Origin of the sequence: Streptomyces sp. NPDC002790 (assembly GCF_040295505.1) — a bacterium.
Lineage (GTDB): Bacteria > Actinomycetota > Actinomycetes > Streptomycetales > Streptomycetaceae > Streptomyces.
This window is the reverse complement of sequence record NZ_JBEOVM010000080.1, coordinates 1-15,419: the sequence shown is the minus strand read 5'-3', so window position 1 is coordinate 15,419 and position 15,419 is coordinate 1. Positions and strand designations below refer to the sequence as shown.

Sequence of the window (15,419 nt, the reverse complement as noted above, 5' to 3'; positions counted from 1 at the left end):
CCCCCGGACCGCGCGTCACGCGGCCGAGGACTCCGCCGGTGACGAAGCCCGCCGCGGCGCCGCCACGTCCGCGTCGTCCGCCGCGGGGGCCTCGCACTCCATCCGCCGGGGCAGCCGCAGCGCGGCGAGCGCCCCGAGGAACAGCAGCACCCCACTGACGATCAGCGTGACGTGCAGACCATGCACGAACGCGGCGCGCGCGGCATCCTGCAGCGCGTCCCCCGCCGTGCCCCCGAGCCGCGCGGCGATCTGGTACGCCTCCCCCAGAGAGTGCCCCGCGGCCGTCGACGTGCCGTCCGAGACCCCCGGCACATGGCCGAGGCCGGGCGCGTACGCCGCGTTCATCACGGAGCCGAGCAGTGCGATGCCCATGCCGGCGCCCAGCTGGTACGAGGTCTCGCCGATCGCGGCCGCGCCCCCGGCGTCGTCCGCGGGAGCCTCCGTGAGCATCGACTCGTAGGCCCCGAACAGCGTGCTCTGGAAGCCGAAGCCGAGCAGTACGAAGCCGAGGCCGAGCAGCCACGGCTGGTCCCGCTGGCCCATCGCGCAGAGCATCAGCACGGCGCAGGCGGTCAGCGCGAAGCCGGACGCCACCATGGCGCGCGGGCCGAAGCGGCGCAGGACCGCCGAGCCGAGGACGCCCGCGGTCATCGCGGCGAAGGTCAGCGGCAGCATCCGCAGGCCGGTCTCGAGCGGGCTGAGTCCGAGTACCAGCTGGAGGTACTGGACCGCGATCAGTTCGAGGCCGACGAGGGCGAGCATCGCGATGACGATGCAGCCGATGGATGTCGAGAAGGCGACCCGCGAGAACAGCTTCATGTCGATGAGCGGGTGCTCGCGGCGGCGCTGGCGGCGCACGAAGAGGAAGAGCAGCACGACGCCGACGACGAACGGCAGGATGGCCTCGGCGTCGAGCAGATCGCGCTTGGTGCCCAGCTCCTTGATGCCGTAGACGACACCGAGCACACCGAGCGCGGCGAGCAGCGCGCCGAACAGGTCCCACGGGCCGTCGCTGCGCCCCTTTGACTCGGGCACGAGGACCCGGCACAGCGGCAGCATGATCAGCATCAGCGGGATGTTGATGAGGAAGACGGAGCCCCACCAGAAGTGCTCGACGAGGAAGCCGCCGAGCACGGGGCCCGCGGCGGCGCCGACCGCGGCGACCGCGGTCCACACGCCGATCGCGACGGCCCGCTCGTGCCGGTCGGGGAAGACGTCGCGCAGGATCGAGAGCGTCGCGGGCATGATCATCGCGCCGCCGATGCCGAGGATGGCGCGGGCCACGATGAGTACCTGTGCGGTGTCGGAGAACACGGCGAGCGCGGAGGCCGCGCCGAACAGGGCGTAGCCGAGCAGCAGGATCTTCCGGCGGCCCACTCTGTCGCCCAGCGTGCCGAACAGGATCAGCAGCGAGGCGCACACCAGCGGATAGGCGTCGCCGATCCACAGGAGCTCGACGGACGTGGGCTTGAGGTCCTCGGTGACCGAGGGCAGCGCCACGTAGAGGATGGTCGAGTCGAGGGCGACCAGGAGGAGGCTCGTGCACAGGACGACGAGGACGACCCAGCGGTGCGGACGGGTGCCCATGGCGGCCAGGCGCCCGAGCGCGCGCCCGGAGGCCGTGTTCGTCCCGGACATGTACGTACCTCCCAGTGGTCCTCGCGTTCGGCGGATCCCAGGACTGGGGACGGCATAAGGCCTTGTCTGGGTATCCGGCTCGGGAGGAGCGGTCTCCCGGCCCTGCGGCGAAAGGCGAGTAAGCCGTCAGCGTACGCGAGTTCTCGCCAATGACACGTGGCGGACCTCTCACGGCATCCGCACGCTGGTGTGGCGTGCACCACTCCAGAGGAGGGGGCCTGCTGGTGGGGCGGACGGGGCGGATGTCGATAATCGGGGCCGTGACGGACGTGGACCAACGACATCGACCCTCGCCGCGGCACGCCGCGCCCGCCCTGCTCGGATACGCCGCCGTGCGGGCGTTCGGCCTACTGGTGCTCTGGGTGTGGAGCGCGGCGACGGGCAAGAGCGCGCACACACTGCTCACGGCCCGCTGGGACTCGCTCTGGTACACGCGGATCGCCGAGCACGGCTACGGCTGGTCGGTGACGCTGCCCGACGGCACCGTGCACTCGAACCTCGCGTTCTTTCCGCTGCTTCCGTGGCTCGAACGCGCCGTCTCGGCGGTCAGCCCCCTGCCGTACGCGGACGCGGGTCTCGTGGTGAGTCTGCTCGCCTCGCTCGCGGCGGCGTGGGGGATCTTCGCCGTCGGGGATCTGCTGCACGGGCGGGCCGCCGGGATCTGGCTCGCGGTGCTGTGGGGTGCGCTGCCCGTCGGGATCGTGGCGTCGATGGCGTACAGCGAGGCGCTGTTCACGGCGCTCGCGGCGTGGGGCCTGCACGCGGTGCTGCGCCGGCACTGGGTGGGCGCGGGGTCGCTCGCCGCGCTCGCGGGCCTGACCCGGCCGATCGGGGCGGCCGTCGTGGTGGCGGTGTGGGTGGCGGCGGCGCTGTGGGTCCGGCGGGAGCGGCGGGTCTCGTGGCGGCTCGTGCTCGGGGTGCTGCTCGCTCCGGCGGGCGCCGCGGCGTACGTGCTGTGGGTCGGGCGGCGGACCGGTGGCGGGCTCTTCGGCTATCTCGACGTGCAGGCGCAGTGGGGCAACGGCTTCGACGGGGGCGCGGCCTTCGCCGGGTTCGTCGCCGAGCAGTTCACGTCACCGCTGGGCGCGCTCACCGGGGTGGGTCTGATCGTCGGGGTCGCGCTGGTGATCTGGCTGTACGTCGCCGGTGTGCGGCAGCGCCAGCCGCTGCCGGTGCTCGTCTACACGGGCGTCGTGGTCGTGCTCGCGCTGTGCGCCTCGGGGTACTTCGGCTCGAAGCCGCGGCTGCTGCTGCCCGCGTTCCCGCTGCTGCTGCCGCTCGCGGTGGCGCTCGCCCGGTGGCGTACGGCCAGGGCGGCGTGGGTGGTCGGCGGTCTCGCAGTGTTGTCGGCGGCCTACGGAGCGTTCTGGCTGAACGGGTCGGGTCCGCCGTGAGCGGTGGGTGAACGGCCAATTCCGCACGGGTATCAGGTGAACGCATTCATAAGCGTCATATAATGAGCCCCGGAAACGATCTTTGAATTCGGGAACCTTTCCTTCCGGGTAACTGAAATCGTGGGAATATTCGGCCATCTGAGATCAATCCCACATCACATCGTCATCACAAAGCCCCTGATTCGCGTCGGTCCACCTGTCGGTCGCTGTAGCGTCGATTGGGTGCGTACCGAACGAAACCTGACCCGCCGTGTGGAGCGGGTCTTCGCCAGGCTCGATCGCGAGCCCGAACGACCGGCTCATGTGGACATCCCCCACATGAGCCGGCACCGGGTCGTACTCTTCGGGCTGACCCTGTCCTTCTACCTCGCGATCGTGCTGGCGGTGCTCGTCACCTCGCAGCTGGTCGCGATCGACTGGCAGGTCATGTTCTTCCGGCCGTACCAGCAGTGGCCCGGCATCCACGCCTTTCTCGACTACTGGGTCGTCCTCGGCCAGCGCGGCCCGACGGCCGTCATGGTGACGGCGTGGCTCGGCTGGCGCTCCTGGAGACAGCACACGCTGCGGCCGCTGCTGATGTTCGGCACCGCGCTGCTGCTGCTCAACGTGACGGTGGGCGCCGCCAAGTACGGTATGGGCCGCGCCGGCCCGCACTACGCCACCACCATCGGGTCGAGCGAGATGTGGCAGGGCGGCGACATATTCCCCTCGGGCCACACCTCGAACGCGGTGGTGACCTGGGGCATCCTCGCCTTCCTCGCCTCCACCCCGCGGGCCAGGCGCTGGCTGTCCGCGGCCTCCGCGGTGATCTCCCTGAGCGTCGGCCTGACCACGGTCTATCTCGGTACGCACTGGCTGAGCGACGTACTGCTCGGCTGGGCCGCGGGCCTGCTCATCCTGCTCGCGCTGCCCTGGCTCGAGCCGCTGGTGACCCGCGTCGAGGCGTGGATCCTCGCGTGGCGCGACCGGCTGCGCGGCCGCTCCGGCGCCCGGCTGCCACGACCGGAGTCCGATCCCGTCCCGGTCCCCGCGATGAGCCCGACCCGCACGCGCGAGTCCGTCGGCGCCACCAGGTCGAAACGCCAGCTGCTTCCGCAGGGCCCGCACACCCCGCGCGGCGAGCGCACGCCGATCACCCCGGCGGGCAGCCGCCGACCGGCCACGGAGCGAGTCACGCGCGCGACGCCGTCGACCAGACCGGTGTCCTGAGCGCGCCCACCAGACGGCGGGGCCCGGTACGCACAGCCAAGCCCCGCACCGCGAAGGCCCCCGAACCTCTTTCAGGTTCGGGGGCCTTCGCATGTCTCAGGGGCCGCGGACGGCAGGCCGGGGGCCCTCAGCCCTTCCAGCAGCGCGTCACCTTTCCCTCGGTGACCTCGAAGTTGAGCCGCCCTGCCAGGTACTCCATGGTGATGATCGCGCCCGGCGGCAGCTGCCTGACCGTGGACCAGCCACGCGCGCCCGCCTGCGACTCGGCGCTGTGCGCGTCGAGCCCGACGTACGTGTCCGGATTGTCCTGTGGTTCCGCCGGCGGGGTGGGGATGGGTGCCATGCGGCCAACGGTAGGCCGCGGGTCACGCTTTTGTCACAAGATCACGACAGTTGTTTTTTAAGAGTTCCTCACACGATCGAGCGTTCCTTGCCTCTTACTTGTCCCTTACTTTCGCCCGTAACGCCCGACCCTATCGAATTGTCGCGGTCCACCGAATATCCTCCGCCGGACCGTCTACACGAGCCCCGCACCCTTTAGCGCAATTCCCCGCGCCTTTTCGAATCCGACGGCCGCACGGGCGAGTTGAGGCCGTCCGGGAATTATCTGTCCATGCCAGAAACAGGGGTACGCCCTCTGTCGCCACGGGGGTGCACGCGCGCATCATGTCGTGAGTCCGCAGCAGGCCCGAGGCGCGCAGCAGCGAGGGGGCAAGCGATGGGTACGACCGGGGTGCAGGCCGGGCCTGCGACGGTGGGGGTGCCGCGCGAGCGACACCCGGGGCGGATCGTCGTGGACTGGCTGACCACGACCGACCACAAGAAGATCGGCCACCTCTACCTGATCACGTCGTTCGGCTTCTTCCTGATCGGCGGGGTCATGGCCCTGCTCATGCGGGCCGAACTCGCCCGCCCCGGCCTGCAGATGCTCTCCAACGAGGAGTACAACCAGCTGTTCACGATGCACGGCACGATCATGCTGCTGCTGTTCGCGACGCCGACCTTCGCGGGCTTCGCCAACGAGATCATGCCGCTGCAGATCGGCTCGCCCGACGTCGCGTTCCCGCGCCTGAACATGTTCTCGTACTGGCTGTTCCTCTTCGGCGGCCTGATCGTGCTCGGCTCGCTCGTGGTGCCGGGCGGGGCCGCGGACTTCGGCTGGTTCGCGTACGCGCCGCTGAACAGCCTGACCCGCTCCCCCGGTGTCGGCGCCGACCTGTGGATCATGGGGCTCGCGCTCGCCGGGTTCGGCACGATCCTCGGCTCGGTGAACTTCCTGACCACGATCATCGGGATGCGGGCGCCCGGCATGACGATGTTCCGGATGCCGATCTTCACGTGGAACACGCTGTTCACGTCGATCCTGGTGCTGCTCGCGTTCCCCGTCCTCGCGGCCGCGCTGCTCTGCCTGGAGGCGGACCGGCGGTTCGGCTCCGTGGTGTTCGAGGCCCAGTACGGGGGGGCGCTGCTGTGGCAGCACCTCTTCTGGTTCTTCGGGCATCCGGAGGTCTACATCATCGCGCTGCCCTTCTTCGGGATCATCAGCGAGATCCTGCCGGTCTTCAGCCGCAAGCCGATCTGGGGCTACACGATGCTGGTCGGCGCGACGATGGCGATCACGGGCCTGTCGGTGGTCGTGTGGGCGCACCACATGTTCGCCACCGGCGGGGTGCTGCTGCCCTTCTTCTCGTTCATGTCGTTCCTGATCGCGGTGCCCACGGGCGTGAAGTTCTTCAACTGGACCGGGACGATGCTGAAGGGCTCGCTGTCCTTCGAGACGCCGATGCTGTGGTCGGTCGGCTTCCTGACCACGTTCCTCTTCGGGGGCCTGACCGGCGTCATCCTCGCCTCGCCGCCGATGGACTTCCATGTCACCGACTCGTACTTCGTGGTGGCGCACTTCCACTACGTGGTGTTCGGCACGGTCGTCTTCGCGACCTTCGCCGGCTTCTACTTCTGGTGGCCGAAGCTGACGGGGAAGCTGCTCGACGAACGGCTCGGCAAGATCCACTTCTGGACGCTGTTCGTCGGCTTCCACACGACGTTCCTGGTCCAGCACTGGCTGGGCGCGGAGGGCATGCCGCGCCGGTACGCGGACTATCTGGCGGCGGACGGCTTCACGCTGCTCAACACCCTCTCGTCGATCGGAGCGTTCCTGCTCGGCCTGTCCACGCTGCCGTTCCTCTACAACGTGTGGCGGACGACGAAGTACGGCGTGAAGGTCGAGGTCGACGACCCGTGGGGGTACGGCCGTTCCCTGGAGTGGGCGACGGCCTGCCCACCGCCGCGCCACAACTTCGTCACGCTGCCGAGGATCCGCTCGGAGTCCCCGGCCTTCGACCTGCACCACCCGGAGTTCGCGGCCTTCGAGGACCGGCCGCTGGAGTCCGGGCACAAGAACTAGGACGCCTGGTTCAGGTCTGGTCCTGGACCGAACTCACCTGCACCGAAAGGTCGTTGGCCCCCGTGTAGTAGGCCTCCGCGGCCAGTTCGCCGCGGCCCGCGACGGCCACCCGCGACACCGGGTACGCAAAGATCGGCTTCTTGTCGGCTATGTCGTCGAGCAGCCGGGCGAGCCGCACCTGGGGCCCGTCGTCCCCCGCGGGCCGCAGCCACAGGTCCCAACGGCCCTCGCGCAGCTCGTCGTAGCCGATGCGGAGCGTGAACCTCGGCCCGTCCCAGTCCAGTTCGCCGCGGAGTACGGGGCCGCGCACCGCGCGGGAGCGGATCTCCGCGTACGCCTTCGCCGTGAACCCGGCGCCGTAGACCCGCCCCTGAACGGTCAGTTCGCCGTCGTCGATGAGCAGTTCACCGGCCTCCGCGTGCGGCGCCCGCAGCCAGCTGCGCACGGTGAGGTTGCCGTTCTTGGTGACGTACGGGATGCGTACGGCGACGTAGCCGCGCGAGCCGCTCGGCGCCCGGTCCACCAGGGAGCGCAGATCGTTGACTCCCGGCACGAGCCGCACCGGATCGTCCCCCGCGACCTGTGCGTACGCGTCCCAGCGGCCCTCCTCGAGGGAGACGCTTATCGGCAGCGACGCGCGCAGCCGCCCCTCGCCCGTCGGCGTGAGCGGCAGCCGCACCGTGTGCCCGGAGGCCCGGTCGACGAGCACCAGGCTGGCCGGGTCGGGCGAACCGTGGTCGGTGACGTCGAAGGTGAGCCCGCCGGCGGAGTCGGCGATGCAGTCGGCTCGGGGCGGCATGCGGACGCTCCTGTCGCTGTCTTCGGGGCACGGCGGGGGCGGGGCCGTGGGGGCTGTCATGCGGGGTGTCCCTTCCGCTGCGGTCGTAGGGCGTCGCGCACCGCGTGGGCGCCGTCGATGAGCGAGCCGCGGGCCCGGTGCAGCAGGCCCACGGAGCCGCCGCGCGCGGTGAGCGAGCCGAACAGGTCCTCGTAGCGCTCGGCGATCCGCGCCGGGTCGAAGCGCTCGGAACGGCTGAGGGCGTGGGCGCTCATCTCCTGGCGCAGGGCGTCGTTGTTGATGAGTTCGAGCAGGCCACCGGAGATGGCCTCGACGCTGCCGACCTCGACGAGCCGGCCGTCGACACCGTTGTCGATGATCTCGCCGGGACCGTGCGGGCAGTCGGTGGCGACCACCGGAAGACCGCAGCGCATCGCCTCGACGATCGTCATCCCGAAGGACTCGTAGGTCGAGGTCACGGCGGCGATGGAACCTTTCGCCCACTCCGGCTCGATGGGGTGGGCGGGCCCCATGAGGTACACGTGGTTGTAGAGGCCGAGCTCGTCGATGAGCGTGCGCAGCTTGTCCTTCTGCTTGCCGCCCCCGTAGATGCGCAGGCGCCAGTCGGGCCGCTCGGCGCGCACCTGGTCGAAGGCGCGCACCAGCAGGTCGTAGCGCTTCACGGGCGCGAGCCTGCCGGCCGCCACGACCCATTTGCCGCTGCCGTCGGCGGGCGCGATGCCGGGCTCCGGTACCGGGTTGGGCATCGCTTGGATGCGCACGCCGGGGAGTCGCAGCCGCTCGCGGTAGGCGTGGGCGTCGGCCTCCGTGGTCGTGGTCAGCGCGTCGAGGGCCCGGTAGCTGCCGCGCAGTTCACCGCGGAGCGCGGCGGAGTGCGTGCCGAGGGTGAGGTGCTCCTGGCCGACGCGCAGCACGCCGCGCCTGGTCTCCCGCGCGAGGTGCACATTGAGGCCGGGCCGGGTGCCGACGACGACATCGGCTTCCAGGGAACCGAGGTGCTCGGCGATCCGCCGGTCGGTGAGCGCGCTGTACTGCTCGTAGCGCCCCTCGCTGCGCGGAAAGACCGTGGCGGAGCGCTGGAACTCCGGGTCATCGCCCTCGTACCCGGCGGAGCCCTTGCGCAGGTCGACCAGGTGGCGCACCCGTATGCGCGGGTCCGGTGCGAACACCGGCTCGTCCCGGTGCCGGAAGACGGACACGACTTCCACGTCGTGATGGTCGGCAAGCGCGCTGGCAAGGTTGTACGTGGTGCGGATCGTCCCTCCGATCCCGTACGCGTTGTGAATCAGAAAAGAAATCTGCATGCGCCCTCGTATCTGTCTGAACAGTCCGCCTTCTCCGCCTACCGGGTAGTTAGACGGGGATGACCTGGCGAGGGTTGTTCCTCATCATCATGTTGTTCCTGAACAGATGCCGGATTGGTAGGCGTTCTCGGGAACCGGCTCGCCCCATCACGCATCCGTAATCACGTCACGAATCACGTCATGGCTGGTAGGAGAGCTGCGGAACGTCCGCACAGGTGTGCGTCATACCACCGTTCCGGGTGACCCATCCTTCTGTGTCGGTCCACCGCGCGACCGACAGGCACGTCTCTCGAGTTCTCGGCGGCTCCGCGAGCCTCTCGAACGTCACGGGAAGCAGCAGGCCATCGGCCGAGTACCGTACGCCGCGCTCCATGAAACGGTCGACGCACGCACGCGTGACCGCGCGCCGGCAGGAGCGGGCGGCGTCCGTGAACCACATGGCGGCGGCCCAGCCCTCCAGTTGCCACTGCGAGTGCGTCTTCAGGTCCTTGGTGGCGGCGCGGAAGGCACGGACGGCGGGGTGCCCGGTGTCCTCGTAGTTGCGGCTCGCGCCGGTGGCCCACAGGGAGGCGCGGCAGTGCGGCGCGTTCTTGTAGGCGGCCCTGACGGACGAGGTCCAGTTCTGTACGTTCGTGACCTTCGCGGTGACGCGGGCGCCGACCTGGTCCATGGCCTCGCAGAGCCGCGCGTTGCCGTGGGCGTCGACGGCGTCGAAGACGAGGTCGGCCTTCGCGTCCTTCAGGTCGGCGGCCGCGGCCCGGAAGTTCGGCAGGGCGAAGTCGAGCTGCTCAGTGACCACCTTGTAGCCCTCAGCCCTGAGGCCGCGCGTCACCAGGCGGGCGTACGCGGCCGAAGCGGCCTGGTTGTAGGAGACGACGGCGGCGGTGCGGGCGCCGTGCTCGCGCTTGAAGTAGCGGTAGACCTCGGTGCCGCCGTACAGCTTCCCGCCCCAACCCGGTTTCCCGTGGCGCGGCGCGAGGCTGCCGTAGATCCCGTACAGATGCGGATACGTGTCGTAGGCCGCGCCGATCGGCTGGCCGCCGATGTCGGGCACGCGCGCGTGGGAGACGCGTTCCGCGCCCGCGTAGTCCAGCGACGTGGTGGCCACCAGGGCGACGACCTTCTGCTCGTCGACGAGCTTGTGCACGCAGGAGGTGTTGCCGACGCCGCTGCCGCCGTCGTCGCACAGGTGCACCTCGACGCGGCGCCCCTGGATGCCGCCCCGTCGATTCAGGTTCCGGAAGTACGCCTGTGCGCCGTCGCGGGTGTCGGTGAAGGTGGCGCCGCCGACGGGGCTCGTGGCGCTGGTGACGATGCCGACACGGAGCGGCGCGGTGGAGCGCGGCGTCGGCGTTCCTCGGCCCTCGAAGTCACTCTCCGGCAGCCGGGACCCGCAGGCCGCGAGGGCCACCAGGGCCAGGCCCGTCAGGCTCGCGGCGAGCGCCTCAGCAGCCCGGGCCCGGCGACGCATTGCCGCTCAACTGCACCAGCGCGCACAGGGTGTTCACGGACACCTTCCAGGTGCCGCCCTGCTCGACGGACGTCCCCTTGGCGTCGGGCAGCACGGTGGCGCCCTTGAGGGCGAGTGCGTACGTCACGTCCGCCTCGGTCCCCGAGGTGAAGGCGACCTTGGTGACGGTGGCCTCCACCTGGCCGCCGCGCTTGTCGCCGCTGAAGCTCTTGAGGACCGGACCCATCTTGGCTCCGTCCTCCAGGACGCCGGTCTTCTCCTCCATCGACACCTTCGGGTCGAAGAACTTCTTCCAGTTGGTCTTGATCTCCTTCTCCGCGCCGGCCCGGTCCTCGGGCGCGCGGTCGCTCGGCCGCTGCGACGAGGGCTCCGCACTCGTCGGCTCCTTGCTCGTGGGCGGCTTCGAGCTCGGCGTCGGCGGGGCGCTGTCGTCACCGCCGCTGTCGTCGCCGCAGGCCGCCAGGGCGGGGCCGAGGACCAGGGCGAGGGCGAGCGCGAACGCCGCTCCCCGTCCGCGCGCCGCGCGGGGTGTACGAGGTGTGCTCCCGAAAACCATCAGGCTCACCGCCGGGTGTCGGTCCGGGCGGGGCCGACGGGATCGAAGCGATCGGCCAACTGTCCCCGGAGCTTTCCGAGTTGGACTCCAGAAGGCATAGTGCAAGCGATCGGCGGACAAGGCCAGACACACGCGCGCACCAGTGGGGGCCGGCGATGCGGACTGCCCGACTACGTTCTGTGCACCCTGCCCTGTGGGCGGGGACCGCGGCGCTCGCGGGCGGGGCGGCGCTCTGCGTGGTCGGCTGGTACGGCATCTCGGGCGAACGCTTCGCCGAGCGTCAACTCCCCTACCTGGCCTCCTGTACGGTGCCGGGCGCGGCCCTGATCATCGCGGGCGCGGTGCTCCTCACGCACGGCAGGAACACGCTCGCCGCGTCGCGCGTGGAGCGCCTCTACGAGCTGCTGATCACGGCCGATCCGGCGCCAAGCCCCCCGGATCCCGCGCCCCCGCTCGCCTCCAGCGGCCGGCTGCTGATGGTGCCCGGCGGCACGCTGTGGCACCGCGCCGACTGCCCGCTCGTCGAGGGCAAGCCGCGGGCGGTCCCCGCGGACGCGGGCGCGATCGCGGAGGCGGGCCTCGGCTCGTGCCCCATCTGCGAACCTCCCACCGGGAGTTGAGGAGCCGGGTTGGTGTCGTCCCTCACGTACGACCTCACGCTCGCCGGTCTCTCGGTGGGAGCGGCGGCGGCGCTCACCGGGATCGGCCTGATCGTCACCTACCGGGCGACGGGCGTCCTGAACTTCGCGCACGGCGCGATCGCGATGCTCTGCGCGTATCTGCTGCGGCAGTTGGTGGTCGTGTGGGACGCACCCCTGTGGGCGGCCGCGGCGCTGGTGCTCCTGGTGGTGGCGCCGGGGTTCGGACTCGCCCTGGAACGCTGGGTGTTCAGGCCGCTGGCTCTGTCGGGCGGCGACGATCCGGCGCGCCCCCTGGTCGCGTCGATCGGCGTCTTCGTCCTCCTGGTCGGGGCGGCAGCGCTGCTGTGGGGCACGGGAGCGCAGGAGGACGCGCCGAGGCTGGTCCCCGGGGAGCCGTGGGGGCAGCTCGCGGTGGCCTGCGCGATCGGGGGCGCGGTGTGGGCGGTGACGCGGTGGACGCTGTTCGGCGGTGAGCTGCGGGCGGTCGTCGACAACCGTCCGCTGGCCGTGCTCGGCGGGATCGACGCGGACCGGGTCGCGGCGGCGGGCTGGGCGTTCGGCACGTTCACCGCGGGCCTGACGGGCGTACTCCTGGCCCCCTACGTACGCCTTGACCCGTACGGTCTGCCGTTGCTGGTGATGGAGGTCGTGGCGGTGGCGGTCGCGGCGGGGATGCGGCGGCTCGGGGTGGCGGTGGGGGCGGCGCTCGCGATCGGGGTCGCACAGAGCCAGTTGACGCGGCTGCATCCGCGCGGGTGGGCCGAGCCGCTCGTCCAGGCGGTGGGGGCGAATCTGTTCGTGGTGGCGCTGCTGGTCGCGGCGCTCGCGCTGCCGGGGGTGGGCGGGAAGGGGGCGCTGCCGACGGCGGTGACGCGCCGGACGCGGGCCGCTCCGCGGGAGGCGTGGCTGGTGGCGGGGGTGCTGTTCCTGCTGCCGCTCGGGTTCGCGGGTTCGGACCTGCGGACGTCGATCCAGGTGCCGGCGCTGGCACTGATCCTCCTTTCGCTGGTGGTGGTAACAGGTAGAGCAGGCCAACTCGCCCTTGGTCAGAGCGCATTCGCAGGCCTGGGCGCCCTCTTCGCGTCGCTGCTCACCACGGGCAACTTCCCGGGCTTTCCCCAACTCCCGGGCCTGCCGGCCCTCTTCATAGCCGCGGCGATGGTGGCACCCCTGGGGCTACTGACCGCCGCGCCCGCGATCCGGCGGCACGGCCTCGCGCTGGCGCTGGCGACGTTCGCGGTGGGGGGCGGAGTGAGCCGGTTCGTGTTCGCGCAGCCGTACGCGGCGTCGGGCCTCACACCGGCGCGACCCGCGGGCTTCGCGGACGACCGGGCGTTCTACGTACTCGAACTCGCTCTGCTGGGCGGGGCGTTGGCGGTCGTGGCGGCCCTGCGTCGGGGGCGGACGGGGCGGGCGCTCGCGGCGGTCCGGGACCATGAGGCGGGGGCGTCGGCGGCGGGGGTCGGGGTGCCGGGTCTGAAGGTCGCGGTGTTCGTGGCGGGGGCGGGGCTCGCGGCGCTGGGAGGCGGGCTGCTGACGTTCGGCCTTGGCTCCTTCGACCCGTCGGCGTACGACCCGGTGCGGGGCCTGTTGTGGTTCGCGGCGGTGGTCGTCCTGGGCGCGGACAACCCCTTCGCCGCGTTGGTCGGGGCGGGACTGTTGGTGGGCCTCGACGCCGGTGCCCGGGGCGGAGTGGCGGCACTGACGGTCGGCGTCCTGGCGGTCCTGGTGGTCCGTGGCCTGGGCCCCCCGCTCCGTCGCGCGGCACCGTGGGCCGCCTTGCCCACCCTGCCGCCCAAGGCGACAGATTGCCCAAGGCGCCAACGGCCAACCGCAGCCCCTCAAGCCCCTGCGGCGATTGAGCAGACCTTCCAAGCCCCGGCGGCAGACGGGCAAAATCAAGCATCGACGACAGACGAGCCAAACCAAGCCCCTGCGGCGATTGAGCAGCGGGGTCCGGGGCGGAGCCCCGTGGCGTCGGGACGGCCCACCGCGACAAGACCGGTACTCACCGCCACCCACCTCACCGTCACCTACGCCACCCGCCCCGTCCTCCAGGACATAGGCATTCGGATCCCCACCGGCAAGGTAACCGCCGTCACAGGCCCCAACGGCGCCGGCAAAACCACCCTCTTCCACTGCCTCGCCGGCACCGTCCGCCCCGACACCGGCCACGTCCACCTCGGACCGCACGACGTGACCCGGCTCCCGGCCCACGCCCGGACCCGGCTCGGAATCGCCCGAACCTTCCAACAACTCGTCGTCTTCCCCTCGTTGACCGTGGCCGACAACATCCGCATCGGCGCCGAACAGGCCCGCGTACGAGACCCGGCAGCCACGGAACGGATGACCCGCCTGTTCGGCCTCCAGGCCGAGCAGGACACGACCGGCCTCCCCACGGGAACACTGCGCCGCGTCGAACTCGCCCGCGCCCTCGCCGGCGACCCCCACGTGCTCCTGCTCGACGAACCGACCGCCGGGCTCGACCCCGCCGAGGTCGCCACCCTCACCCGACTACTGAGGGCACTCGCCGCCGACGGCACCGCCGTACTCGTCGTCGAACACGATCTGGACCTCGTCGCCGCACTCGCGGACACCGTGCACGTGATGGCGGCGGGCCGCATCGTGGCCTCGGGCGCCCCGGACTCCGTCCTCGACCGCGCCCCGGAGCCCTCGTGACACCCGGCCCCGGCGGCGGCATCCAACTGCGCGACGCCCGCGTCCGCTACGGCCCCCTGGAAGCGCTCCACGGCATCACCCTCGCCGCCCCCGCCCACGCGGTCACCGTGCTGCTCGGGCCCAACGGATCCGGCCGCACCACCGCCCTGCGCGCCCTCGCCGGCACCGTACGGCTCACGGCCGGCTCCGTGGTGTGGGACGGAGCCGACGTCACCCGGCACACCGCCCACGCCCGCGCCGCCGCCGGCCTGCGCTTCGTGCCCGACCGGCAGGCCGTCTTCGCCGACCTCACCGTCACCGAGAACCTCCGACTGGCCACGGGCCCAGGCCCAGGCGACGTCACCACGGCCCTCGACGCCTACCCCGAACTGCGCCCCCTCCTCGCCCGCCGCGCCGGCACCCTCTCCGGCGGCGAGCAGCGGATGCTCGCCGTCTCCCGCGCCCTGCTCGCCCCCGCCCGCGTCGTCCTCGTCGACGAGCCCACCCAGGGCATGGCCCCACCGGTCGCCACCCGCACGTACGCCCTGCTGCGCGAACTCGACGCCTGCGTGGTGCTCGCCGAGCAACGCCTGCCGCCCGGCCTGCGCGGGACACCGGTGTTCGTCTACGAACTCCGGCGCGGCACGGTCGTGTTCCGGGGCGAAGCCACCGAACTCCCGCCGAACCTGCCAGCCCCACCAGCCCCTACTACTCCCCCGGCTCGGGAATGACCAGCGTCGCGCCCTCCTCAAGCCGGTCCGGGTGGTCCCCGATCACGTCGCGGTTGGCCTTGTAGAGCGCCTGCGCGCCGCCCTGCACCTCGAAGCGCCGCGCGACGGACGCCAGCGTGTCGCCGCGCTGCACCACATGGACGCGGCCCTCAAGGCCGTACCGCTTGGAGCAGACCGGCCACGCCTCCCAGCCCTGGGTGCGCAGCACCTCCTCCGCGACCTTGATCTGCTCGGCACGGGTCGCGAGGTCGGCGCGCGGCGCGTACTTCAGGCCACCGTGCTCCTCCCAGGTGGACTGCCGGAACTGGAGGCCCCCGTAGAAGGAGTTGCCGCTGTTCTCGTCCCAGTCACCACCGCTCTCGCACTCCGCGAGGCAGGACCACGGCCACTCCGTCTTGGCGCAGTCGGACGGCTCGGCGGCGTCCGCCCCGGTGGCGAGGGCCGGCAGCGCGGCCAGTGCGAGCAGCACGCCCAGCAGAGCCGCCGCCCACCGCCGCGGGCCGTACGCCTTCGGAAACGTAGCGATCAGGTCCATGGCGCGGACGCTAGGCAGCCGGTGCGCGGCGACCCGTCGTGCCGCGCCGCGCCCGCCGCGCGGCCCCACCCGGTCGGCG

General features: G+C 71.5%; 13 protein-coding genes. 6 read left to right on the top strand and 7 right to left on the bottom strand.

Annotated features, from left to right (window positions below; all coding sequences use genetic code 11):
• Positions 1 to 15: 15 nt before the first annotated feature.
• The gene (locus ABT004_RS26990; protein WP_351341850.1) at positions 16 to 1,638 is read right to left on the bottom strand and encodes an MFS transporter; all 1,623 of its coding nucleotides are present in this window, start codon (positions 1,636 to 1,638) and stop codon (positions 16 to 18) included.
• Between the two features lie 260 nt (positions 1,639 to 1,898).
• Here ABT004_RS26990 and ABT004_RS26985 point away from each other — a divergent pair, with 260 nt between their 5' ends.
• Both ABT004_RS26985 and ABT004_RS26980 read left to right on the top strand, forming a co-directional pair.
• Positions 1,899 to 3,032: a putative hexosyltransferase gene (locus ABT004_RS26985; protein WP_351341848.1), complete on the top strand. Its 1,134-nt coding sequence runs from the start codon at positions 1,899 to 1,901 to the stop codon at positions 3,030 to 3,032.
• A 222-nt stretch (positions 3,033 to 3,254) separates the two neighbouring features.
• A complete protein-coding gene (locus ABT004_RS26980; RefSeq protein ID WP_351341846.1) occupies positions 3,255 to 4,241 on the top strand; it encodes a phosphatase PAP2 family protein in 987 nt (328 codons plus the stop codon).
• Between the two features lie 127 nt (positions 4,242 to 4,368).
• Here ABT004_RS26980 and ABT004_RS26975 read toward each other — a convergent pair whose 3' ends face one another.
• Positions 4,369 to 4,584 (bottom strand): I78 family peptidase inhibitor, encoded by a 216-nt coding sequence (locus ABT004_RS26975; RefSeq protein ID WP_351341844.1) that lies wholly within the window; start codon positions 4,582 to 4,584, stop codon positions 4,369 to 4,371.
• A gap of 375 nt (positions 4,585 to 4,959) precedes the next feature.
• Here ABT004_RS26975 and ctaD point away from each other — a divergent pair, with 375 nt between their 5' ends.
• Positions 4,960 to 6,645, top strand: a complete 1,686-nt coding sequence (gene ctaD / locus ABT004_RS26970; protein ID WP_351341842.1) for an aa3-type cytochrome oxidase subunit I — start codon at positions 4,960 to 4,962, stop codon at positions 6,643 to 6,645.
• 10 nt (positions 6,646 to 6,655) lie between these two features.
• On the opposite strand, the gene ABT004_RS26965 is transcribed toward ctaD, so the two are convergent.
• The 4 genes from ABT004_RS26965 to ABT004_RS26950 form a co-directional block, all read right to left on the bottom strand.
• Entirely contained in the window at positions 6,656 to 7,444 is a 789-nt protein-coding gene (locus ABT004_RS26965) for a hypothetical protein (RefSeq protein WP_351341840.1), read from the bottom strand.
• 56 nt (positions 7,445 to 7,500) lie between these two features.
• A complete protein-coding gene (locus tag ABT004_RS26960) occupies positions 7,501 to 8,748 on the bottom strand; it encodes a glycosyltransferase family 4 protein (RefSeq protein ID WP_351341839.1) in 1,248 nt (415 codons plus the stop codon).
• A gap of 178 nt (positions 8,749 to 8,926) precedes the next feature.
• Positions 8,927 to 10,219, bottom strand: a complete 1,293-nt coding sequence (locus tag ABT004_RS26955) for an ABC transporter substrate-binding protein (RefSeq protein ID WP_351341837.1) — start codon at positions 10,217 to 10,219, stop codon at positions 8,927 to 8,929.
• Positions 10,194 to 10,775, bottom strand: coding sequence for an MTB12 C-terminal domain-containing protein (locus tag ABT004_RS26950; protein ID WP_351341835.1), 582 nt, complete (start codon positions 10,773 to 10,775; stop codon positions 10,194 to 10,196). Before ABT004_RS26950 ends, ABT004_RS26955 begins: the two co-directional genes overlap by 26 nt.
• A 155-nt stretch (positions 10,776 to 10,930) precedes the next feature.
• Here ABT004_RS26950 and ABT004_RS26945 point away from each other — a divergent pair, with 155 nt between their 5' ends.
• The 3 genes from ABT004_RS26945 to ABT004_RS26935 are packed head-to-tail and all read left to right on the top strand — an operon-like array spanning position 10,931 to position 14,805.
• Positions 10,931 to 11,395 (top strand): hypothetical protein, encoded by a 465-nt coding sequence (locus ABT004_RS26945; RefSeq protein WP_351341833.1) that lies wholly within the window; start codon positions 10,931 to 10,933, stop codon positions 11,393 to 11,395.
• A gap of 12 nt (positions 11,396 to 11,407) precedes the next feature.
• Positions 11,408 to 14,095, top strand: coding sequence for an ABC transporter permease subunit (locus ABT004_RS26940; protein WP_351341831.1), 2,688 nt, complete (start codon positions 11,408 to 11,410; stop codon positions 14,093 to 14,095).
• On the top strand, positions 14,092 to 14,805 hold the full coding sequence (locus tag ABT004_RS26935) for an ATP-binding cassette domain-containing protein (RefSeq protein WP_351341829.1): 714 nt from the start codon (positions 14,092 to 14,094) through the stop codon (positions 14,803 to 14,805). Before ABT004_RS26940 ends, ABT004_RS26935 begins: the two co-directional genes overlap by 4 nt.
• On the opposite strand, the gene ABT004_RS26930 is transcribed toward ABT004_RS26935, so the two are convergent.
• Positions 14,783 to 15,419: transglycosylase family protein (locus ABT004_RS26930; protein WP_502966968.1), on the bottom strand; the 637-nt coding region annotated here is incomplete at its 5' end. The genes ABT004_RS26935 and ABT004_RS26930 overlap by 23 nt on opposite strands.